Consider the following 21,564-nt stretch of genomic DNA (forward strand, 5'->3'; position numbering starts at 1 on the left):
GCTGTTGTCTGACTTCAGACATTGCCACTTCTGTCAATGCGTAAGTTCTAAATTACTCAAGCAACTGCGGTTCATTCAGAGCATTGGTTGCTACCTGTTTCCTTTAAGATTGACAGCAACTTAAACCACAAGTAGTCTATCGAGATACAGTGCTTTATGCAAGCATGGTGAACGTCCGCTATCCCAAACGGTTTGTTGGGCAAAGCATCCCTTGACAGTTTTCGCTGCGATCGGTTATTTCCCTTGCTTACAGTTGTGCCTGACGCATTGAAACGGGAGTGATGCGATCAGTCTGCAAATTTACATCAACTTCGGGTTTAGTGTCACTCCCGCGGGCAATAGACCTAAGAAAACCAGATCATGAAGCTGTGTGATTAAAGCGTCACACAAAACCTTCAATGGATATTGCTCGACCACTCCAGGTCTTTATAATTTGTAGAGGCAGGTTAGACAGTTATTGCATCGATGCTTTCTGGGTACTTCGTTGATCATCACTTCACGAGCGTCGCCAAAAGGAGGCAAAGACAACATGATTGATTGCAAGCGACATAACGCAAGCAATAGGTTCCTCCTGTTCATAAGCGTGCTCTTGATGAGCCTGACTGTTCCGCATCCGCTAGCGGTAACTGGACAAGAGGTTTGTTCATCGTCCGATGTAACGCTCTAGCAACCGATGAAGCGCCGCTACGCCTAGTCATTCCAGACGAGCAGCGTCGCGCTAGATGGGTGCGAAAAGTCACGCGGATGCGGTTGATGCGAGCCGCCGCTACTTCTTGAGTTCAAGCTTATGTTCCTGCTTGTGGAGCCTCTTCCGGTGCAAAATTTAGGGCCACGCCATTGATGCAGTAGCGTTTGCCCGTTGGCGCAGGACCATCATCAAACACATGTCCTAGATGCCCACCGCAGCGATGGCAATGCACTTCGATGCGGGTGGATGATAGAGATTGATCGATTGACGTATCCACTGCTCCTTCAATTGGGGTAAAAAAGCTCGGCCAACCAGTGCCGCTATTGAATTTCGTGTCTGATGTAAAAACAGGCAAGCCACAGGCGGCGCAGACATAGGTGCCTTCGTCATCGGTTTTGTTTAGTGGACTCGTACCAGCACGTTCGGTTCCATGTTCGCGTAGCACACGGAACTGTTCTGGTGTGAGGACTTTGCGCCACTCTGCTTCCGATTTAACGATTTTAGAGCTTTCGCTGTTTGAGAGTGCCATACTGATTGAAATCCTGACTTTCTAGTGGTACTGGTTGAGTGCTTGCTCTGTTTAAGAGGCGTATCCTGATGGTCGTATCGCTTAGATCCGTCTAAATCAAGCGTTTTTGAAGCGGCTGCTTTTAGGCAGTGCCACAGCGGTGACGTAAATATTGTGATGTGTCGTTCAGCACACTGTGATGGTAGTCTTTTGCTAGGTGAAAAGCGTTCAGCGGCTCAACTTACGTCATGGTTGATCCTTAGAACATTTGATGCTTTCACTGAGTCCTTTCCAACCGCTAGAAACTGAAGGGATCTAGAACGATACTCCCTCAAAAATAGCATCGCTCACTAGACTGAAGCAGGTTTGATGTGCTGATTAAAATCTGCTGAGCTACTTATTCGAGATTGAGTAATTCCGCCTTGCAAGCGCAGTAGGGTAACTCCTCCGGGTAGGGTTGCACCGCATCTTCAGAACTGAGCAGAATCCTCGCCCCCAACCTGCTTCACGCATGGAGGGAATGAACGCCCGACAGGTGCGCACCGCTGCCATCAAGTCGGTTTCGATCGTCTGGTACCAATCGTCGTCGCTCAGCTCTAGAAAATCGCCTGTTGCGCCGATAATACCCGCTGCATGCACCAGTATGTGCACGGTGCCAAAGTGCTCTAGGATCTGACACTTGGCAGCTTCGACCTGTTTCAGTTTGGTCAGGTCAGCTTGAACGGCCAACGCTTCTTCAAACTGGCTAACCTCCTCAACCGCCTGCTTCAGCGGCTCTGCGGTTTTATCGATGACGGCAACGTTTGCTCCCTCCTGCGCCAGCAACTGGGCAGTTGCCTTGCCAATGCCAGAGTCGCCACCCGTGACCACAGCAACTTTACCCTTCAAACCTAGATCCATTCCATAACCTCCTTTGGCAAACAACGAGAATGCTCTGAGGCGCCCCTTTGAGACCAAAGGTTATAGCAAGTCTAAAAGTTACAGCGAAAATAGCTGCAGTGCTCACAGTCTAAAAACTTGAGCAGTGGTCGTTCTTCTATCTTTAGAAAGAAAGAGATTTGGCTGTCACAAGTCTCAAGGCGTGTTTCACTTTAAGTCTGAATGTAAAAACAGAGACAAATGTATAAGTGAGGCGAAAGAATTTTTAGGTAAGATAATGAACGTCATCGCTGCAAGCAGACGGTGCGCCAAGTGCAGCACCAGGTTCGCCTTGGGCTGCACGACTACAACTCCTTTCCTGCCGATCCAATTAGTCCAGCGGCACCGATTTTTGCGGCGGGTGGAATGTCTCTCAACACCATCATTCAAGCCTTAGCCGAGCAGTATAACAGCGCTTATATCGATACTTTTACGCCGTTTGTGGGTAACGAAGCGGCTTATAGCTATCAAGATGATCAACCGACGGGTGCCCCCTTTGAGAAAATTCCATCTCCCTTCGTGTTGGCGTAACAACCTATTCCTCGAAGCAACCCTGGCTATAGCTCTCTAGAGCCTTGTCTCTAGAACACGTAGTCAACTGCGTTCTACTCGACTAGCAGATTATGCAAAGAAACTAAGCTAAAGTTTGCCGCAGGGTAGATGTTTTTGTTGATTGACTCAGTGCATTATCTTTATCAGTATTTATTTAGAAAGATTAAACAAGTTGACTCCCATTGCTGTTCATCCTTCACTTTGTTTAACCTCTGAACTGAGCGAGTTATCAGTCGCACACGTTCTTGTTCGTGGAGCTGAAATTGCTGATTTCTGTGCTGCAAATGCCAGCGTGATCGACCAAAATGGAGCCTTTCCAGTCAAAGAATTTGAGCTAATTGCCAAAGCGGGACTGTTAACGGCACCATTGCAGCCAGAGTTGGGAGGGCTGGGACTAGGCATTGATGCAGCAGTGACGTATGAACTGCTGTTGCTGCTGAAGCAAATCGGGTGTGGGAATTTAGCCGTTGGACGCGTCTATGAAGGACACGTTAATGCGTTGCAGTTGATTCAAACGTTTGGCACACCAGACCAGATTGAAACTTATGCGATCGATGTTCGCGATCGCCACAAACTATTTGGCGTTTGGAACGCTGAAGCAGAAGACGGAGTAAAGGTGTATCCTCTAGACAATGGGAGATACCGTTTAGAGGGTTCGAAAACATTTTGTTCTGGATCTGGTTTTGTCGATCGTCCATTTGTGAATGGACCGTTGGCAGATGGCCCTTGGCAGATGTGTATTGTGCCGATGGAAGCGGTGGCAACGGTTAGCGATCCTGCCTGGTGGCAACCTTTAGGGATGCGGGCGACTGCCAGCTTTAAGGTGAATTTTAGTGGGGTTGAGTTGGATGCGAGTTCACTCATTGGACAACCGGGTGATTATTTTCGACAGCCCTGGTTGACCACGGGGGTAATTCGCTTTGCCGCTGTGCAGTTAGGCGGAGCTGAGGCGCTGTTTGATGCCACTCGACACTACCTGCGTGCCTTAAATCGCACGGATGACCCTTACCAGCAAGAACGATTGGGACGCATGGCGATTGCCCTTGAAAGCGGCAATCTCTGGCTACGCGGCGCAGCAGAATTGGTGAAAGGGTATGCTCCTATGTTTGGCGGTTCTCCTGATCAAGCGCATGACCAGGCAGACAAGCTGGTAGCTTATGCCAATATGGTGCGAACGGCAATCGAGCAGATTTGCATGGATGTGATGCAGCTCTGTGAGCGGTCAGTGGGCACTCGCGGTTTGTTGCCTCCTTATCCAATGGAGCGAATTATTCGAGATTTAACCCTGTATTTGCGTCAGCCCGTGTTTGATGCCGCTCTTGCCAACGTTGGACAGTATGCCTTGTCATACCCCAACCCTACCCATTCACTGTGGTGCAATGAATTCCCCGATCGCTGACTCATCATCCTTACTGGATCCAACGGCGTTACCGCTGCGATCGGTGAATTCCATCATTGGCTCTGCATTAGTTGTTGCACCCCATCCCGACGATGAAACATTAGGCTGTGGGGGTGCGATCGCCCTCCTGCGTACTTTGGGTTATCCCGTACATGTCTTGGTCATCAGTGATGGAACCTTATCTCATCCTCGATCGCTCAAGTATCCGGCTTCACGTTTGAGAGCATTGCGAGAAGCAGAAACACGAGAGGCTTTGTCTGTTTTGGGTGTGGGAGACGAAGTTACGTTTTTGCGTTTATTAGACGGCTCAATTCCCACCTCAACATTACCTGGCATTCGCGGGGCTATAGCACGTTGTCGTACCTGCCTGGAAGCATGGATGCCAGAAACCATCTTTTTGCCCTGGCGCTTTGATCCTCATCCCGATCATCGGGCAACCTGGAAATTGATTCACACCACCCTGATTGCTTTGAATTACTCACCTCGCATCATTGAATATCCCATCTGGGATTGGGACCCGGAACAGCAGGGAGACTTTACTAATATTGAGCAAATTGTGGGATGGCGACTGGATATTCAAGCTCTGCTGGAAACAAAACAGCGGGCGATCGCGGCCTATCGTTCTCAAACTACCAATCTCATTGATGATGATCCGGAGGGGTTTCAATTAACACCGGAGATGTTGGCGAACTTTGTGCGTCCCTGGGAAATGTATTTAGAAGAGGTACGGTAATGTCACAACAATCCCTCACACCCGAATACTTTGATTCACTCTACACGGCAGATGCCGATCCCTGGAAGTTTGAAACGAGTGATTATGAAGCAGAAAAATATGCCACAACATTGGCAGCATTACCTAAGTCTCGCTATCGTTCTGCCTTTGAAATTGGTGGATCGATCGGTGTCTTGACTGAAATGTTAGCCGAACGATGTGACTCGCTGCTGTCAGTGGAGGTGTCAGAAATGGCTCAACAGCAAGCGATTTCACGCTGTCAGGCACTGTCAAATATTCGCTTTCAATTGATGCAGGTTCCACAGTCTTATCCAGACGAATGGTTTGATCTCACAGTGCTATCAGAAGTTGGATATTATTGGTGCCTGGAGGATCTTCAAAAGGCACAACGCTTGATGCTAGACCATCTTGAACCCGGTGGGCATTTGCTGTTAGTTCACTGGACACCATACGATGATTACTACGATAATCCGTTAAGCGGTGATGAAGTTCACGAAGCATTTCTAGCACTACCCTCATCACAGTTGAAGCATTTGGGGAGCGATCGGGCAGAGAAGTACCGCCTCGACCTATTTGAGCGAGTTGGTATAGGCTAAATCTCTTTCCCCATGTCCTAGTAATCACTCTGTTTTTGCAAGAAAAGGAAGAGGTTTTCAAACTGTCGATGAGCGATCGCCTTGCACTAACGAGTGCCATCATTGAGTCCTTGCAAGAAACGTCCAATTTTACCCCTAAGTGATCTAGGGGCTGTCATCAATACTCATCCACATGGCTTACAGCAAAGATTTCAGCCTCTAGTCTCGTTCGTTAGGACGGGCACAATTATGCCGATACCTTAAGGTTTCTGAGCTTAATTGATGACGCGCCCTAGAGTAATCAGTCGGATGCGATGGTTGCTGAAAACAGACCAATCGGCAGCAATAGATGAAGAAGTAACTACAATATTGGCAGCTTAGGTGGTTGGTAACGATAAGGCTTTTGTGATGGCAGGGAGTTGGCCTGATTGAGAACGGAAGGGTTCCAGCAGCAGACGCAAATCGCTAATTGCCTGCTCAATTCTGACGGATACCCATCGTTGTTGCCAGATTCCTTCTTGATTTTGTTGCTGCTTGATCGCCTCAAAGAGCCCCTCCAAAGAAGCGTGTTGAGTGAGTTCATATACTAACCAATCACCGTCAACTCCTAATCGGTTAGCGAGTAACGCAATCTCCTTGAACGTGAGTGGATAGCCATCTAACCAGCGTTGCCTTAATTCGTGATGAGCTTGGAAACGAGTAGCGATCGCGCCTGCGGGTTCCACCAAAAATGCTTGTTGCTGTTGCCCCATGTCATTCCATTTACTTAATTGATCCGCCAATCCACTTTGAGCCCGTCCAATTGATCGAGCAGAAGTGGCTACGCGCACCAGTGGACTGTGACGAAAGCGAGCGTTAACCCGCATCAAGGCACAGTAAAGCGCGACATCCTCTGAAGTTCTGACCGCTGGCATTCCGCCTGCCTGCTCATAAATTTCTGCGGTCACTGCCAAACTGGCACCGTAATGTTGAAAGTGTCGAGGCAATCGATCAAATGAATCGGGGTCAAGATAGGCTTCTAGTTCAGCCACTAAAAAACGATAACCAACTTCTCGCAAATGGCAGGCTCTCGCGTAAGGCTCAAGGGTGGCCCGATCGCCACGATCTGTAATAATTCGCCCTCCCACCGCATCAACCCCGCAGGCTATTTCATGCTGCGTTGCCGCAATCCAGTTAGAAGCAACCCGCGTATCGCCATCGGTGGATGCAATTACACCTCGGTTACACCCAAGGAACTTAAGGCGATGACATGCTTCATCCATCAACTGCTTTCGCACCCAGCCAATATGCGCTTTTGAGGAAGGCAATTCCTCTTCAACGATATGCAGCACAAGATTGGGATGTTGAGCGGCAAAATGATGAGCGATCTCAACTGAATTATCGCTACAGTTATTTGCTAACAAAATCACTTCATAACGACTAGAGTCGAAAGGACGACCCTCTAAATCCACTTGATGCGTTAAGGCGGCGAGTGTGCTTTCCAGCATCTCAGCTTCATTCCGCACAGGTACAATGACGCATACCTCACACTGAGGTGAAGGAGGACATTGAACGAGCGGCTGGAATGGAACAGGCGGCGATGACCAAGTTGGTAAATCAGCAGTTACCCTAAAGCAAGCACTGGTCATCGGGCCCACTGCTCCTCTGAACACTGAGCGATCACGATCAGCAACATCATTTTGCTCTTGAATTCTTGCTACAAGATAATTGTGAAAGGTTGCACCAAAAGACGAATCTGTCGCTTGATGGAGTTTGGCGTTCTCGTAGCAATTGGACAAAAACAACGTTCAGCCTAAAAATACTTCTGTGATTGGCTTACGTTGCTTGACATCTCCGTGCAATGCAAGCAAGAAGCAGAGCAACGTATAGCTTTTCCCAATCTCTCAATTAGGCTTGTGCCTCTGCTAAGGGCAGCAGAAGTGCGGCGATGAGATTGAACTTTAGGTACCCTGAACAAAGGCAAGTCAGCGCAAGTATCCTGGAAACCTTGCCCGTAAATGGTTCTTTTTCGACAAGTTTGAGTTAGCTTAGATCGTGCACCATTCTTAAGAAGGCATCTTTCAAACTTCTCGGCGATCGCATTGACCCGCCCTGAACTAAAAGTTCGGGCTAATGGTATGAAGTCCACTGTAGGCTTTGCCTTCCCAACGGGTAGTGGACTGACAAGTTACCTAGATGGCTTTTAGTCCACTTCAGTGGACTTACCCTATTGGCTCGCAATTGATTGCAGGGTGGTTGTTGCCAGTAGTGCAAGATGTCAGTTAACTTACAAAGATTTTTCTAAACCCTTATAGAATAGCCATCTTAGAGGCTGAGTGGCACTTCGTTGCAGCTTGGCTAGCTTACCCCAATGAGAATCAGCTCACGAGGCTGGGGCTAAACGGCAGAGGCTAAGGGCTACCCTGGCTCTGTTGCCGCTTAACGCCGCAAAGATCTAAGCCCAAGATTTGGAAACAGTTGGCTTGAAACAGCAAACTGCACACAAGCCGTTGCTAACGTTTCCAAAGTACGCGCTACCAGAAGATTGCCTGCATCACGGCCTCGTAACCACAGTCCTTAACCAGACTGGCGACAACTTGTTTTGCCTCAGCGTCATCCCCACAGTAAAAGACGCTAGGAGGCTCAAAATCAAATTGCCTTGAGTCCGAAGCAATAATCTCAGCAAAGGTTGCATTGAATGCTTCCACAACTTTTGCCTTGGGGATAAGTTGCTGAATGTTTTCAGCGACCGAAATTTTTAAGTCCGTCGCTAAGCCGATCGTCTGCCCAGTGAAATCTGGTTGCAGTCCACCAACACACGTAATGACGATTTTCTCATTCAAAGGACTGACTGTGTGCATGACCTCTTGTAATGCTGGCAGCCAAACAGCCAGTAAAATAACCTCTTGTGCTGCTGCATCTTGAATCGCTCCAGCTTTTGTCGTTGCTCCTGCTGCGGTTGCCAGTTCATGCAATTTGGCTTCATCGCGTAAGTAAGAATAAGACAACCTAGCGTCCAGCTTTTGCCCAGAGTTTGCCGATGCCACCGCCCATGTTGCCTGAACCAACGATGCCAATTTTCAGGCCGTTTTCCCTTTGAGCGCGTCTGCTTAGGGCGATCGCTCAATTGATTTTGCCTGTCCAGTTAACCAGTAGCCAGCAACGGCAATCGCAATCGTGATCGTAGCTGCCACAACATTGGGATAAATGAGAATTCCTCCGATCTCAGGTTCACGCACATTACCTAAAACCGGGTCATTGAGAAAACCGTAGGATGTTCCGGGCCAGAAACCAGCGGCAATAAGCCCAATCCAGAACGCGGAACCAAGAAAAGCAGCCAGACCCATTGAGAAGCGATCGCTGGTTGGACGCACTTTCAAAATGGCTAAAGCAGCACTGCCTAACGAAGCCGCCGCAAAAAATGACATGGCACAGTGAAGTTTAGCATGAGGCAACCAGGCAGGATTGTTCATATGACCGTTCGCCAAGATAACGGCATCAACCCCGATCGGTATCGTCAGGGTGGAAATGGCAGCGGCGACCAGTAACCATTTGGCGAGTTTGGCTTGATGCATAGTAGTAAATCTCGGTTCAACTATCAGCGTTAGGAGACGCAGTGAAGCGTTACTAAGTTACCCTGGTTGTGGCATGGGAAGCTAGACGTTTTTTGCGGAATTGATGCAAGGATTGAGGCCATTCTTGCTATCAGGCGAATTGATCGCGGTATTCTAGGGGCTGTCATCAATTACTCATACACATGACTTACAGCAAAGATTTCAGCCCCTAGCCTTGTTTATTAAAACGGGCGCGATAAGGCTGATACTCAAGGTTTTTGGAGCTTAATTGATGACGCGCCCTAACGTGCAACATCAACTAAAGCTCTGGGGCTTTAGGGCAACTTTTTGTTGAGCACCGCTCTTGGCGTGACGCCAAAATGCCGCTTAAAGTGTTTGGTAAAGCGACTTTGATCAGCACAGCCCACGAGCAGAGAAACTTCTGCGATCGTGTATTTCCCCTGGTGCAATAGTTCTTTTGCTTTTTCCATGCGTTGCTGCAGCACATACTGATAAGGTGCAACCCCGATTGTCTGCTTGAATAGTCGGCAGAAATGATACTGGCTTAGACCGGCAACGGCTGCCAGCTCAGCTAGTTGAACTGGTTGATCTAAATAGCTGTGGATGTAATCCAACACAAGCTGAAGCCGCTGACCAGGCAACCTTTCTACAAGCGACTGAGTTTTGGGTTGCAGCGTACAGTAGTGTCTGAGTAGGTGAATGATTAACACTTGCAGCAGCGATTCGGTGTAAAGCGATCCACCGCTGCCGCCCTCGTCAAGTTCTGCCTGAAACAGGTGAGCGATCGCTTCAATCCGTGGATCGCGAACACCGATTGCACTGAGCAACTCAACCCGATTTGAATCCACTTCACTGACTTCTTCAGCGATTCGCTTGAGCAAACCAGGTTCAATCATAAACATCAAGGATGTATCGATGCTGTTCCATGCCCAAAGTCCCGCTGTTTTAGCAGAGCAAATCCAGAATTCTCCCTTGAGCTGAGCTTTTTCAGAGGTCTGTTCACCAATACGAGTCATTTTCTGTTCATTGCCGTCGTTGAGTAAAAGGCAAAGCAGATGATCGTTACAGCCGGGAAAGTCAAGCTCATTCGGTTTTGAAACATGGCGATCAACCGTCAAGCCAGGCAGTTGAAGGGTACGGCGCTCAGAAATCCATGATTCTTGCATACGAGTTCAATCACTAGCACAAAAGATAATTGCCTAGAAGCGATCGCTATCTTCTCACACACTTCCCCTGAAAGTCATTGAAACAATTTGATCTTGAAGAAGTACTTAATTGCTAGGAATGGTGATATGACCCCCAATGTCGTCACATTAGAAGCGTCCTTCCTCCTCGACAAACTGAGTCTATTCTCGCTGATGCTTTTTTCTGCGTCCTTTCTTAAATGGAACGACCCCAATACGCATTTGCTGGTAGTCTTCTGGCGTGTCTAGATCGATCGCGCCTTCAGGAAAGGGAACCACATAAACCTGATCACGATATTGCTGAATCAAATACTTTGCACCGACATTTGCAGTTAAACTCAACAAATCTGGAAATAGATCACGACTAAATAAAGCGGGGACTCCGAGCGTGTTGGCATAAGCAGAAGCAATCACCTGACTCCGGTTAACCTGGTAAGCCTCTAGCAATTGATTAAGCTTGGAAGCAGTCACTAACGGTTGATCACATAACATCACAACCACTGCGTCGAGATGCGGATTGATTCGTGTAATCTGTTCGACACCAGCCCGAATCGAACTGCCCATTCCTTCTGACCATTGGTTATTTTCAACGATGTGTACGGGAAGATTCGCAATCGTCGGGTGGATGCGATCGCTATTGGCACCCAGCACCACCACAATGGGTTCACAGTTTGATGCCAATGCGACTTCTGCCGTGTAGCGCAACAAGCTACGTCCCCGATAGGGCAGCAGTTGTTTGGGAGATCCCATCCGAGTTGAGGCTCCTGCAGCGAGCAAAATCAATCCGACTGGCAACGTGCTTGAGTGCATCTTACTGATGAATTGGTATGGAACGATGTTTCAGAAACCCACGACTCGCTGGGCTAAAACAGCTTGAATCTCTGCCACGATCGCCAATGCGATTGCCTCTTGAGTATCTGCACCAATATCAAGTCCGATCGACGCATGGAGTTTTTCTAGATCCGTATTGCGGTCAGCCATTCCTTCGGTTTGTAAATCCTGCAAGAGCTTTCGGTGCTGCGTTTGGGTCCGAGTACGCTAATATAGACTACCAATGAGGGCAGCAACGCTCTTAATTGATTTGATGCCATCAGGATATAACGCTATTGAATAACCACCATGACTAAAGTGGGCAGCCAAAGCAATTCGCTTCTAACAGCGGATCTTAAAGAATCAGCTAATTCATTGCGTCTTTCCTCAGAAATATCGTTGTCGCGTGCGATCGTGTCTCTGTAGCAGCCTTTACAAGCTCCGTTCTGTCCTACCATTCCACACCTATCTCTCCTGGTCGATGTTTTAAGACGAGAATGAAATCACTATGCGATCTAGGTGATGAGATAGCGCACTCGTCTAGTTAAGGCAGCGAAAGGAGGTCAGCAATGGGGTTGAACATCAAGGATTTGCGAATTAGCAGCCCGGCGTTTACAACGCTCGATCGCATGCCGCAACGCTACACCAGCGAAGGCGATAATGTTTCACCACCGTTAACCTGGAGTGGGCTACCTGCCGGAACGCAGCAGCTAGCGCTAATTTGCTATGACCCGGATGCACCGCTGCCGTGTGGATTTACGCACTGGCTGCTGTATGGCATTCCAGCAAACATCGATCGCATTGCAGAAGCAGAAGGTGGCAAGTTTAGCGAAGGCATGAACAGCGAAAATAAGCCGGGCTACACCGGACCCGCACCGCCACCGGGACATGGCTCGCACCATTACTATTTCTGGCTTTATGCCTTGGATGCAGAGCTTGACCTGAAGCCGGGATTGGATCGGGAGCAACTGCTAGACGCGATCGCCGACCACATCATCGAACAGGCGCGGCTGGTGGGGGTTTACGAGCGTTAAATGGAGAAGGTGAGACGATCGCGGTGATTGACAGGCTTGAGATTGATGCTGACCAGCGAGAAAAAATCTACTAGCGCAATGCTGAACAGATCTTCAAGCGGCAACCATCCGCAGCAACCGCCACCCCGCCAACTGCTGCACCGTCGAATGCTTGAAATATTTGGTCTACTAGGTGAAGCATGAATCCAATCATTGGCGAATCGCTCGATCGCGTAGACGGAACGCTTAAAGCCACGGGCGGGGCACGCTATTCTGCCGAGACGCCGATTCCAGATTTGGTACATGCGGTGTTGATTGGCAGCATGATCGCCAACGGGCAAATTCAAGCAATTGATACTCAGGCTGCTGAGGCCGCTCCGTGTGTGCTGGCAGTGTTGACACGGCTTACAGCCAATTAATTGGCGGCATTATTGGGGCATCGATATGGCGCTGCTAGAGCAGAGCATGGTCGATTCGAACCTGGGTCGCGTGGTGAACTCGGACCTGGCAGAATACCTGGTGCCTCCGATCGCTGATATTTTCCCGATCGCTGCCTTTTTTGTCGAGGAAACAGACACGCAGGTTAATCGCATTGGCACCAAAGGAATTGGTGAGATCGGAACGGTTGGAGCCGCTGCTGCGATCGCCAATGCCGTTTATCACGGGACAGGTAAACGCATTCATGACCTGCCAATCACGATCAATAAGCTGCTGTGATCGCCATAAGTCCGGCTATCGGGACAGTTTACAGGTGGGTGATCGCTACCGATGACAAGAGATATCTAGATCCTTGCGATGAGCGGCAAGATTCTTTGGGCGGTAATCAGGGCGAGCGCACCAGCGTTGTTGCACACTTTCATGCAGTTGAGCCTCTGAAGCAATCGTGCGGTGAATCGTTCCAGCTAGTCGGTAAAAGCCTGGATCGTTATTAAAATCGCTGATTGGATTAATGTTCTCCTCGATCCGGGTCAGGTTGAATTCCAGCTTGAGTCCAATTCGATTGACCTCATCGATCATCCATTTGAGTGCTCCGTCTGATAGCCCCCGATTCGCCGTTGTGCCACCGCCAACGCAGCCGTGCCCACCAGGGAACCAAACTTGACTCAGTTCCTGGGAGACTGAATCTTCACGTTTCTCCATTGGGCTAACATCGAAGGTTTTGCGGTGTTCATCGATCGCGATCGCGTGTAGGGCTTTCTGAATCAGCGGACTCAGTTTGACGTTATGAAATTGATATCTGGCATTGATCGCCTGATTTAACGGGGAAAAGGGAAGCAGATCGGGAATTCCCAAGGCTCCCACTGTATCCCAACACCCTAACAGCGTGATTGGCACCCTTTGGCTCTCTCTTTGGCGCAAGAACTCATCTGCCGCTTGATGGCGCTGATCGTCATCAGAAATGCGGTAGATTTCGTAAGCTGTATCAGCATGGCAAATGTTGAATCGGGATAATAAACCAGAACAATGGATCAGACCGCCTAGACTCCTCACGGTGTAAGCGCCTCGGCTGAAGCCAAACAGATAAATTTCATCGCCTGATTCATAGTTGAGGGACAGGAATCGGTAAGCATTTTTGATATTGGCATCAATCCCCCAGCCAAATGCGCCTCCCGGCAGTTTGTCATACCACTGAGTTCCCAATCCTTCTTCGTAGAAAATCAGTTGAGGGGTGCCGTCACTGGCGACTGGCTCTACTGCCTGGGCAATCTTGACCACGTTTGTAGGGCAGGAAGCGGCTAAATTATTCCAGGTGCCGTCGCAGCAAATGACAAGACGTTTCATGGTTTAAGTTCTCCTTGGCAGGCATTGAGTCGGGACAGTCGAGGCTTTCAGTAGGTATTAGCTTGTCAGCGTTAAAATCAGTTCAAATGAAGCTGCTTAGGGTCTACAACAAAATTTAGCCTGGTTCCAGGTTGTCGCTGCGGCTCGATCAAATGACATCAACGACTCCTTTGACAGTATGCCCTTCTGCAACCCTCTAGTCGTTACCTGACGAAGTTGGAGAATTTTCGCGCTGTATAAGTGTCTGCAAAGGCGATCGCGGCTCCTGCACCTGACGATCGCGGCTCCTGCAAGAGCGATCGCTATCCACATCATCGAACAGGCAAGTCTGGTGGAAGTTTACGAGCGTTAAGCTTATCAGGCTACAGGTAAACGCACTCGTGGACTGTCAATCACGATCGCCAAACTGCTATAACAGCCGTAAGACCTGTTAGGGGTCGGGGAAATAAGCGGACGATCGTACTGATGGTGCTGGGGTGAATCCACAGCAAGAGATGCGTTCATCACCCTAAACAGGTAGATCTATAGAAATACTCTGTACAATAAATTTTATGCCGCAGTTTCTTTCTTGATGAGCGCTTAAATGAAAACCAATATGATAATTTCTTAATTTAAACAGCGTGAGTTAATCTAATCTTTTTGCCAACACAGCATCTTCAAGCTCTTGATGAAGTTTTTCCCACTGGTCAAGTAGCCATGATGATGAAATTGAATTCCAACAAAAGGAAATTTATTATGCAAAAAGTTATGATGCTGAATTTTCAGTTGGAATATAGCGGAACAATTTGTTTTATTCAGAGTGAAGTGGGGATGAGATTGCTAGGAAGACACTTTAGCGGTTTCTGGCGTCTCACCAAGTTATGTCGTATGACCAAAAACGGTGATGTTAAACCTTGGGGGCTTTCATCTCAAACCGATCGCCAATCTTCATATACTCGATCGAATCGCCTTACACTCCATTGCGACAAGGGGAAGGCTTCAATTTATGGGGGCTGAAAACCCATAGTACGGTAATCCGTTGAGTGGAGATAAAGTTCACGGAGCGTTTTTGACACTACCTTCGACCCAACTCAAGCATTCAAGGGGGCGATCGAGCAGAGAAATATCGACTCGATTATTTGGGCGTGTGAATGAAAATTTTTAATGAAACTCTTTAAGTTAAGCAAGGGTTGCATTGCTTTTTGAACAGTGAATGTCTCCCGCAACTCCCTCTTTTGAGGCAGGTAGAGCCTCGTTAGTAGTTCTACTATCAAGGCTATTGATAGCCAAGATTTCAATCGGAGAGATACACATGTTTTTTCACAAAAAAGAACCGATTCATGTCGTCAACGTCAACGAGGTGCACCCGCGTTTTGCTCAACTTTTGCTAGAACAATTTGGCGGAGCAACCGGGGAACTTTCAGCTGCACTGCAGTATTGGGTGCAGTCTTTTCACGTTGAAGACTCCGGTATTAAAGACATGCTGCAAGACATCGCCATTGAGGAATTTGGTCATTTGGAAATGGTGGGTAGAATGATCGAAGCTCATACGAAAAACGTTGATCAAACAGATGCTTTCCAAAGTACTTTGTTTGCTGTGCGGGGTATGGGACCACATTTCTTGGATAGCCAGGGAAGTGCTTGGACAGCCGCATACTTGAACGAAGGCGGTGATGTAGTTCGGGATCTGAGAGCAGACATTGCGGCTGAAGCGGGGGCACGTCAGACCTACGAAGCATTGATCAAGCTGTGTCCTGACGAGGGCAGCAAAGAGACATTGGTGCATCTTCTCACCCGTGAGATCTCCCACACGAAAATGTTCATGGAAGCACTGAACTCGCTAGGCAAACTGGATGAGCCATTCTTTGGCAACATTCAACCAGATGAAACCGTTGACATCTATTACAACCTGTCTTCCAACGGTAAAGCTGATGAGCGTGGTCCCTGGAATTCTGAACCAAACTTCCGCTACATTGCAGATCCTCTCAAGCAGCAATCATAACGATCTCAATAGGGTTGTAGATTCTTGATTGAGTGTGTGCAAAACTTCTACCCGTAGGTTGGCTTCTCTCGCTAGCCTACGGGGCGAGAAAGGTTAATTGCAAAGTGGTAGCGATCATCAGTGTTCAAACTAAACCGTGGATATTCGCAACAATAGGATTTAAATATTGTCTCAGTACTGATTTAGGACTGCTATAGCTGAGGCTAAACCTTAGAGGTTCTCATTTCAAACCGATCGCCAATCTTCGTGTACTCGACTGACCGTCCAAGCAAGTACTCGGCTGCATCCGCACCGTATTCACCAATCCCAGTTCTGAGCGGTGGTGGAAAGCCCGCCACTGCATTGAAGAAGGAATAGGGAGCCAAGTTAGGAACGCTAGTCGTACTGATTGTGGAAACCCAGGCGATCGGGCGGGGTGCGACGATGCTGGTCAACAACGGGTAGGGAGCAGGTTCTTCCATCTCCTGCGGCACAAGGGTCAGCATAGACACGCCTATTTCAGCATTCGAGGAGCAGGACCGCGTGTGGTATCCAGTCCGGTGACGGGCGGCAAAGTGATGGTTTTGTCAGTTTCTGCCGCCTGGTAAATCAGCGCCATCAGTTTTTGATCCTGCAAGCCTTCTTCACCGGGCGTGTGTGGCTGCTTATTCTGCATCACACAGTCTGCCATGTGATCGATTTCCAGGGCAAACTGATTCTTCTCAGGCAGCCGTACTTCTGTGATATTTTCCGCCATGCTGTTGGTGGGCGACTTGCGCGACATCATCATCCGTAAACCGTGATAGGCAAAGCCTGGATCAAGCTGTGCCCAACCATCTGAGCCGAATATGCGGTAGCGCCGCGCTTCGTGGAACCCATAGCTGGTCGAGCAAATTGCCAACACGCCGCTGGGAAACCGCAGTTGGAAGGTGACGCTTTCTTCCACCTCTTTGAAGCGTGGATCGTTGGGAGTGGTAAAGGTTTGGGCGCTAATCGCGATCGGTTCTTCTCCGGTCAGATAGCGAGCCGCGTTCAGGCAGTAAATCCCGACATCTGGCAGTGAGCCACCCCCCGCTAACGCCCGCTCCAAGCGCCACTGATTTAAGTCGCCGCCCTGGTTTTGCCCGTTATCCGCCTGAATCACTTTGATGGTTCCCAACTCTTTGCTGCGAACCATCTGAATCATGGCGCGATGGTGCGGCTCATACTGGCTGCGGTAGGCAATCATCAGCTTGCGATCGGCTTGTTTGCAGGCGTCGATCATCTTTTGAGCGTCGGCCACCGAGGTCGCCATTGGCTTTTCGCACAAAATATGCTTTCCGGCTTTGGCACCCCGCACCGTATATTCCAAGTGCATGCTGTTGGGCAGCACGATGTAGATGACATCCACGTCGGGGTTGTTGCGGAGATTGTCGTAGGTCTGATAGCTGTAAACGTTCTGCGGTTTGATGCCGTACTGCTGTGCCACCTGGTTGGCTTTAGCGCTGTCTCCGCTGACTAGGGCAGTCGGCTTTGCCAGTTTGCAGTCGGCAAACGCAGGCATGATTTCTTCCAGGGTCAAGTGCCCTAGACCGATCGATCGCGAAGCCCAGACGACGCTCGGTTGGCAGCGCGGTTGATGGCCCACCCGTTTCAACCTCGGTTTGGGCAGAGATGGGGGGCAACTGAATTTGCGGCGGCAACGAGCCACCGCGCGGCGTGGCGGGTTGAGTGGGCTGCTGCGCCACTGCAGGCTGATCGCTGCTGGTGAGGGCGGCGGCTGAAAGCGCTCCTAATCCGCCCAGTCCACCTGTAGCCAGAATTTGACGCCGCGAAAACCCTTTGGGCGATTCGGACATGAGTGATTCCTTTAAGTGAATAGAAGCTTGTCGAGCGTAATCGGCAAATCACGAACGCGCTGCCCCGTTGCGTGGTAAACCGCATTGGCGATCGCCGCTGCCGTGCCAGTGATACCAATTTCGCCGATCCCTTTGACGCCGATCTGATTCACGTGGGGGTCGTGTTCATCCACGAAGATCACATCAATGTTCGGCACATCGGCATTAACCGGGACGTGATACTCCGCCAAATCCGCATTCACTACCCGCCCCCGATTCGGGTCCATGACGGTATGCTCCATCAGCGCCATGCCAATGCCATAGACAATCCCACCAATCAATTGACTGTTGGCAGTTTTGGCATTGAGCAGGCGACCAACTCCAAAGGCTCCTACCCAGCGAGATACGCGCACTTCTCCAGAGTTGAGATTCACCCGCACCTCAGCGAACTGCGCCCCAAATGAGTGCATCGAGTACTTTTCTTTTTCCTCACCCGGTTTGGCATCTGCCCGCGCTTCGATCGTTTTCAGTCCGTGGCGGGACAAAATCGCGCCGTAGGTTTCGGTCGCCGCTTTGTTTTTGAGCAAGAAGCTGCCGTTCTGGGCAATTACGTCCTCGGCAGCAGCACCATATAGTGGGGACGCCTGATCCGCCAGAGCCAGTTGCAGCAGCTTATTGCGGGCTGCCACTCCAGCTAACTGCACGGCTGAACCGACGCTAGCCGCTGTTTGGGAACCGCCCGACACCGGAGTTTCCGGCAGATTGGTATCGCCCAGTTCAAACTGGATTTTCTCGGCAGGCATCCCCAGCGCGTCGGCAGCGATCTGAGTCATGACGGTATAGGTGCCCGTGCCAATGTCTTGAGAACCACTGCGGACGATCGCCGTTCCGTCTGCTTTGATCTGGGCGATCGCCGAGGCGGGAGAGCGATTGGTAGGATAGGTTGCCGTCGCCATGCCCCAACCGATTAACGTATCGCCATCGCGCATCGATCGCGGCGTGGGATTGCGCTTCTGCCAGCCAAATCGCGCTGCTCCCTGCTGGTAGCATTCCCGCAGCGATTTGCTAGACCAGGGCAAATTCTTGTCGGGATCGGCCTCAGCGTAGTTCCGCAGGCGCAGCTCGATCGGGTCGATCTTGAGCGCATACGCCAGTTCGTCCATTGCCGATTCTAGCGCAAACGACCCGGATGCCTCGCCGGGTGCCCGCATGAAGGTCGGCGTGCCCACATTCAACTGCACCAAGCGGTGACTGGTTTCGATGTTGGGGCAGGCATAAATCATACGGGCCGTCTTAGCGACGGGTTCAATGAATTCATCAAAGGTGGACGTGATCGAGGTTCCCGCATGCCGCAGCGCCGTCAATTTGCCGTCGCGGGTGGCACCTAAACTCACCTGCTGCATTGTTTCGGGTCGAAAGCCGACCGGACCAAACATCTGGATTCGCCCCAGCACCAGCTTCACCGGACGGTTGACCTGCCGTGCTGCCATCGCCGCCAGCACCACGTGTGCCCAAGTCGAACCCTTGCAGCCAAAGCCACCGCCGACAAAGTAAGACATGGTGCGGACGTTTTCCGGTGGCATTCCCAACACTGCCGCCACCTTTTTCTTGTCGCCAAATACCCCCTGCGTGGCGTTATACAGCAGTAGCCGATCGCCCTGCCACACCGCTGTGGTGGCGTGAGGTTCCATCGGATTGTGATTCTCGATGGGTGTGGTGTAGGTTTGCTCCACTTTGACGGCGGCAGCCGCCAATCCCTGCTCGATGCTACCGTGAGCCGAATCGGGTGGCTCGTTGCGGGGAATTTTTCCCTGAGGGACATACGCCTTGTCGAGATTGTCCTTCAGGTGCAGCACTGGCTCGGCCTCGTCGTAGCGGATGTTGACCATTGCTGCCGCCTGCATCGCGTGTTCAAAGGTATCGGCAACCACCACCCCAAGGTGCTGCCCGCTGTAGCGCACCTGATTGTCTTGTAGCAGCGGCAGTTTGCGTTCGCCGCCCGCCTCACCAGACACCTTGGGAGCGTTGAGATGCGTCATCACCAGCAGCACTCCTGGCACTCGTTCGGCAGCACGGGTATCAATCTGGGCGATTTTGCCGCTGGCGATCGTGCTTTGAATGGTCACGCCATGCACTAGCTTGGCAACCGGAAACTCTGCCGCGTAGCGGGCAGTGCCCGTCACTTTTGCATGTCCATCCACGCGGTTGAGCGGTTTGCCCACCACGCCTTTCATCTCACTTGAATTCATGCCATGCCTCCTACCGTTGTCAATGCCTGCATCACAGTCCGTTTGGTTAGTTCCACCTTGAAGCCGTTGTATTGCTGGGGCTTCGCGCCCTGTACTGCCGCCTTTGCCGCCGCTTGCAGGGTGCTCTGATTCAAGGGTTGATTCATTAGCGCTTTTTCCGCCTCGTAGGCGCGCCACGGCTTCGTACCGACTCCACCCAAGGCTATCCGCGCCGATCGCACCACGCCATCTTGTAGTTCTAGCGCTGTCGCTACGGATGACATGGCAAAGGCGTAAGAGGCCCGATCGCGTACCTTCAGATAGTGTGAGCGAGTTGCGAAGGGAGATGCCGGTAAATCCACTGCCACAATCAACTCTCCGTGTTCTAGCAACGTCTCTCGCTCTGGTGTATTACCGGGTACGAGATGGAAATCGGCGATCGGAATGCTGCGTGCTCCCTTTGGTCCCTGCGTTTGCACCACAGCATCCAGCGCCATCATCGCTACTGCCATATCGGAGGGATGGGTGGCAATACAGTGGTCGCTACCGCCAAGAATCGCGTGAATGCGGTTGTAGCCCTCGATCGCTGGACAGCCAGAGCCGGGAACCCGCTTGTTGCAAGGAAACGCCGGATCGCGGAAGTAGTAACAGCGGGTGCGCTGAAGTAAATTCCCACCGATCGTCGCCATGTTTCTCAACTGTGGCGATGCCCCTGAGAGCAGCGCTTCGGACAGCACGGGATACTGTTGGCGAATGATGGCATCGTAAGCAACATCACTATTGCGTGCCATTGCCCCAATCCGGACACCGTTGCTCTGCCGTTCCACCTGAGCCAGCGGCAGCGCATTAATGTCTACTAACTGCTGGGGTGTCTGGACATTCAGCTTCATCAAATCAATCAGGCTGGTTCCTCCAGCTAAATACATTGATTGGTCTGAACGAGCGGACGCGATCGCGTTGTCGGCTTGCTCAACCTGCTGATAGCTAAACGGCTGCATCTTTCTTGCCCTCTAAGACATCCCGAACCGCCGTCACAATATTGGGATACGCCCCGCAGCGGCAGATATTGCCGCTCATCAGTTCCCGAATGTCGGCATCTGAATGGGCGTGCCCTTCATTGACCAATCCCACCGCTGAACAAATCTGCCCCGGTGTGCAATAACCGCACTGAAACGCATCGTGAGCCACAAACGCTGCCTGCATCGGGTGTAGCGTCTCCCCCTGTGCCAGACCCTCGATCGTGATAATTTCTGCACCCCTGTGCATGATGGCAAAGGTTAGGCAGGAGTTGATCCGTCGCCCATTCACCAGCACCGTACAGGCACCGCACTGCCCATGATCACAGCCCTTTTTCGTTCCGGTCAGGTCAAGCCGCTCTCGTAGGGCATCCAGCAGCGTTACGCGGGGTTCAATTTTAAGCGCCTGCTCTTTGCCATTAATCCGCAGCTTGACATCCGCATAGCTGTTAGGGTCAGCAGGATCAGGTTTTGAAGTGGTTTGAGGGGCTAACTGAGCCATAGCCTGCTTTGCAAACCCTTCTAGCACTGCCCCAACGGTACCCGCGATCGCAAAATGCCCCAACCGTCGCCGTCTAAACCTCAGCCTCATAAGCCCATACTTAAGTTTGTTGCCCAAATGCTAGAGAAGCTGTTGCAGTAAGAAATCTATCTGCTGACTGAAGTTATACCAATTTGAATTGAAAATGCGACACATCCTGTAGGGGCAAGGCAATGCCTTGCCCCTACCCACCGATTGATCTGTAGCCGTCATTCTTTAAATCGGTATCAGCCCTCTTTTGTTACCTCAACGAGAGCAAATTAAGCTGGAAGAAGCTGCGTTCTAC

General features: G+C 50.5%; 25 protein-coding genes and 1 pseudogene. 10 read left to right on the forward strand and 16 right to left on the reverse strand.

Annotation, left to right across the window (positions count from 1 at the left end; translation table 11 throughout):
• The first annotated feature begins 639 nt into the window (after positions 1 to 639).
• Complete coding sequence (locus AC5JLP_RS30305; RefSeq protein ID WP_496071583.1) at positions 640 to 777, forward strand: hypothetical protein; 138 nt, start codon at positions 640 to 642, stop codon at positions 775 to 777.
• An 8-nt stretch (positions 778 to 785) separates the two neighbouring features.
• Here the strand turns inward: AC5JLP_RS30305 and msrB are convergent, their stop codons facing one another.
• Positions 786 to 1,217, reverse strand: a complete 432-nt coding sequence (gene msrB / locus AC5JLP_RS30310; protein ID WP_496071584.1) for a peptide-methionine (R)-S-oxide reductase MsrB — start codon at positions 1,215 to 1,217, stop codon at positions 786 to 788.
• Between the two features lie 372 nt (positions 1,218 to 1,589).
• Positions 1,590 to 2,096: an SDR family NAD(P)-dependent oxidoreductase gene (locus tag AC5JLP_RS30315; RefSeq protein WP_496071585.1), complete on the reverse strand. Its 507-nt coding sequence runs from the start codon at positions 2,094 to 2,096 to the stop codon at positions 1,590 to 1,592.
• A gap of 291 nt (positions 2,097 to 2,387) precedes the next feature.
• Here AC5JLP_RS30315 and AC5JLP_RS30320 point away from each other — a divergent pair, with 291 nt between their 5' ends.
• The 4 genes from AC5JLP_RS30320 to AC5JLP_RS30335 all read left to right on the forward strand — a co-directional run bounded on the left by AC5JLP_RS30320 (position 2,388) and on the right by AC5JLP_RS30335 (position 5,394).
• The gene (locus AC5JLP_RS30320) at positions 2,388 to 2,645 is read left to right on the forward strand and encodes a hypothetical protein (RefSeq protein ID WP_496071586.1); all 258 of its coding nucleotides are present in this window, start codon (positions 2,388 to 2,390) and stop codon (positions 2,643 to 2,645) included.
• Positions 2,646 to 2,838: 193 nt separating this feature from the next.
• Positions 2,839 to 4,065, forward strand: coding sequence for an acyl-CoA dehydrogenase family protein (locus tag AC5JLP_RS30325; RefSeq protein ID WP_496071587.1), 1,227 nt, complete (start codon positions 2,839 to 2,841; stop codon positions 4,063 to 4,065).
• On the forward strand, positions 4,046 to 4,798 hold the full coding sequence (locus tag AC5JLP_RS30330; RefSeq protein ID WP_496071588.1) for a PIG-L deacetylase family protein: 753 nt from the start codon (positions 4,046 to 4,048) through the stop codon (positions 4,796 to 4,798). Before AC5JLP_RS30325 ends, AC5JLP_RS30330 begins: the two co-directional genes overlap by 20 nt.
• Positions 4,798 to 5,394: a class I SAM-dependent DNA methyltransferase gene (locus tag AC5JLP_RS30335; protein WP_496071589.1), complete on the forward strand. Its 597-nt coding sequence runs from the start codon at positions 4,798 to 4,800 to the stop codon at positions 5,392 to 5,394. The genes AC5JLP_RS30330 and AC5JLP_RS30335 overlap by 1 nt, the downstream gene beginning before the upstream one ends.
• 356 nt (positions 5,395 to 5,750) lie before the next feature.
• Here the strand turns inward: AC5JLP_RS30335 and AC5JLP_RS30340 are convergent, their stop codons facing one another.
• The 6 genes and pseudogenes from AC5JLP_RS30340 to AC5JLP_RS30365 all read right to left on the reverse strand — a co-directional run.
• Positions 5,751 to 7,001 (reverse strand): glycosyltransferase, encoded by a 1,251-nt coding sequence (locus AC5JLP_RS30340; protein ID WP_496071590.1) that lies wholly within the window; start codon positions 6,999 to 7,001, stop codon positions 5,751 to 5,753.
• A gap of 885 nt (positions 7,002 to 7,886) precedes the next feature.
• On the reverse strand, positions 7,887 to 8,360 hold the full coding sequence (locus AC5JLP_RS30345; protein WP_496071591.1) for an NADPH-dependent F420 reductase: 474 nt from the start codon (positions 8,358 to 8,360) through the stop codon (positions 7,887 to 7,889).
• Positions 8,361 to 8,462: 102 nt separating this feature from the next.
• Complete coding sequence (locus AC5JLP_RS30350; RefSeq protein ID WP_496071592.1) at positions 8,463 to 8,927, reverse strand: hypothetical protein; 465 nt, start codon at positions 8,925 to 8,927, stop codon at positions 8,463 to 8,465.
• Positions 8,928 to 9,241: 314 nt separating this feature from the next.
• On the reverse strand, positions 9,242 to 10,093 hold the full coding sequence (locus AC5JLP_RS30355) for a helix-turn-helix domain-containing protein (RefSeq protein ID WP_496071593.1): 852 nt from the start codon (positions 10,091 to 10,093) through the stop codon (positions 9,242 to 9,244).
• A 180-nt stretch (positions 10,094 to 10,273) separates the two neighbouring features.
• A complete protein-coding gene (locus AC5JLP_RS30360) occupies positions 10,274 to 10,921 on the reverse strand; it encodes a nucleotidyltransferase family protein (protein ID WP_496071594.1) in 648 nt (215 codons plus the stop codon).
• Between the two features lie 30 nt (positions 10,922 to 10,951).
• Positions 10,952 to 11,125, reverse strand: a pseudogene (locus AC5JLP_RS30365) (XdhC family protein); the annotation flags it as partial.
• A 365-nt stretch (positions 11,126 to 11,490) separates the two neighbouring features.
• Here AC5JLP_RS30365 and AC5JLP_RS30370 point away from each other — a divergent pair.
• The 3 genes from AC5JLP_RS30370 to AC5JLP_RS30380 all read left to right on the forward strand — a co-directional run bounded on the left by AC5JLP_RS30370 (position 11,491) and on the right by AC5JLP_RS30380 (position 12,651).
• Positions 11,491 to 11,955: a YbhB/YbcL family Raf kinase inhibitor-like protein gene (locus tag AC5JLP_RS30370; protein ID WP_496071595.1), complete on the forward strand. Its 465-nt coding sequence runs from the start codon at positions 11,491 to 11,493 to the stop codon at positions 11,953 to 11,955.
• Positions 11,956 to 12,134: 179 nt separating this feature from the next.
• Positions 12,135 to 12,353, forward strand: coding sequence for a hypothetical protein (locus AC5JLP_RS30375; RefSeq protein ID WP_496071596.1), 219 nt, complete (start codon positions 12,135 to 12,137; stop codon positions 12,351 to 12,353).
• A gap of 46 nt (positions 12,354 to 12,399) precedes the next feature.
• Positions 12,400 to 12,651: a hypothetical protein gene (locus AC5JLP_RS30380; RefSeq protein ID WP_496071597.1), complete on the forward strand. Its 252-nt coding sequence runs from the start codon at positions 12,400 to 12,402 to the stop codon at positions 12,649 to 12,651.
• A 45-nt stretch (positions 12,652 to 12,696) separates the two neighbouring features.
• On the opposite strand, the gene AC5JLP_RS30385 is transcribed toward AC5JLP_RS30380, so the two are convergent.
• Both AC5JLP_RS30385 and AC5JLP_RS30390 read right to left on the reverse strand, forming a co-directional pair.
• Entirely contained in the window at positions 12,697 to 13,716 is a 1,020-nt protein-coding gene (locus tag AC5JLP_RS30385) for a T6SS phospholipase effector Tle1-like catalytic domain-containing protein (RefSeq protein WP_496071598.1), read from the reverse strand.
• Positions 13,717 to 14,073: 357 nt separating this feature from the next.
• The gene (locus AC5JLP_RS30390; RefSeq protein ID WP_496071599.1) at positions 14,074 to 14,220 is read right to left on the reverse strand and encodes a hypothetical protein; all 147 of its coding nucleotides are present in this window, start codon (positions 14,218 to 14,220) and stop codon (positions 14,074 to 14,076) included.
• 135 nt (positions 14,221 to 14,355) lie between these two features.
• Between AC5JLP_RS30390 and AC5JLP_RS30395 the strand changes: the two genes are divergently transcribed.
• Positions 14,356 to 14,712 (forward strand): hypothetical protein, encoded by a 357-nt coding sequence (locus AC5JLP_RS30395; protein ID WP_496071600.1) that lies wholly within the window; start codon positions 14,356 to 14,358, stop codon positions 14,710 to 14,712.
• Positions 14,713 to 15,007: 295 nt separating this feature from the next.
• Complete coding sequence (locus tag AC5JLP_RS30400) at positions 15,008 to 15,697, forward strand: manganese catalase family protein (protein ID WP_496071601.1); 690 nt, start codon at positions 15,008 to 15,010, stop codon at positions 15,695 to 15,697.
• 203 nt (positions 15,698 to 15,900) lie between these two features.
• Here AC5JLP_RS30400 and AC5JLP_RS30405 read toward each other — a convergent pair whose 3' ends face one another.
• From AC5JLP_RS30405 to AC5JLP_RS30430, 6 genes are read right to left on the reverse strand one after another with little or no spacing between them, the layout of a single operon-like run.
• Positions 15,901 to 16,182 (reverse strand): hypothetical protein, encoded by a 282-nt coding sequence (locus AC5JLP_RS30405; protein WP_496071602.1) that lies wholly within the window; start codon positions 16,180 to 16,182, stop codon positions 15,901 to 15,903.
• Positions 16,183 to 16,190: 8 nt separating this feature from the next.
• A complete protein-coding gene (locus tag AC5JLP_RS30410; protein ID WP_496071603.1) occupies positions 16,191 to 17,219 on the reverse strand; it encodes a Gfo/Idh/MocA family protein in 1,029 nt (342 codons plus the stop codon).
• Entirely contained in the window at positions 17,155 to 17,514 is a 360-nt protein-coding gene (locus tag AC5JLP_RS30415) for a hypothetical protein (RefSeq protein WP_496071604.1), read from the reverse strand. Before AC5JLP_RS30415 ends, AC5JLP_RS30410 begins: the two co-directional genes overlap by 65 nt.
• A gap of 11 nt (positions 17,515 to 17,525) precedes the next feature.
• Positions 17,526 to 19,742 (reverse strand): xanthine dehydrogenase family protein molybdopterin-binding subunit, encoded by a 2,217-nt coding sequence (locus AC5JLP_RS30420; protein ID WP_496071605.1) that lies wholly within the window; start codon positions 19,740 to 19,742, stop codon positions 17,526 to 17,528.
• Positions 19,739 to 20,719, reverse strand: a complete 981-nt coding sequence (locus AC5JLP_RS30425; RefSeq protein WP_496071606.1) for an FAD binding domain-containing protein — start codon at positions 20,717 to 20,719, stop codon at positions 19,739 to 19,741. Before AC5JLP_RS30425 ends, AC5JLP_RS30420 begins: the two co-directional genes overlap by 4 nt.
• The gene (locus tag AC5JLP_RS30430; RefSeq protein WP_496071607.1) at positions 20,706 to 21,329 is read right to left on the reverse strand and encodes a (2Fe-2S)-binding protein; all 624 of its coding nucleotides are present in this window, start codon (positions 21,327 to 21,329) and stop codon (positions 20,706 to 20,708) included. Before AC5JLP_RS30430 ends, AC5JLP_RS30425 begins: the two co-directional genes overlap by 14 nt.
• Between the last annotated feature and the right edge of the window lie 235 nt (positions 21,330 to 21,564).

Source organism: Stenomitos rutilans, assembly GCF_059505485.1.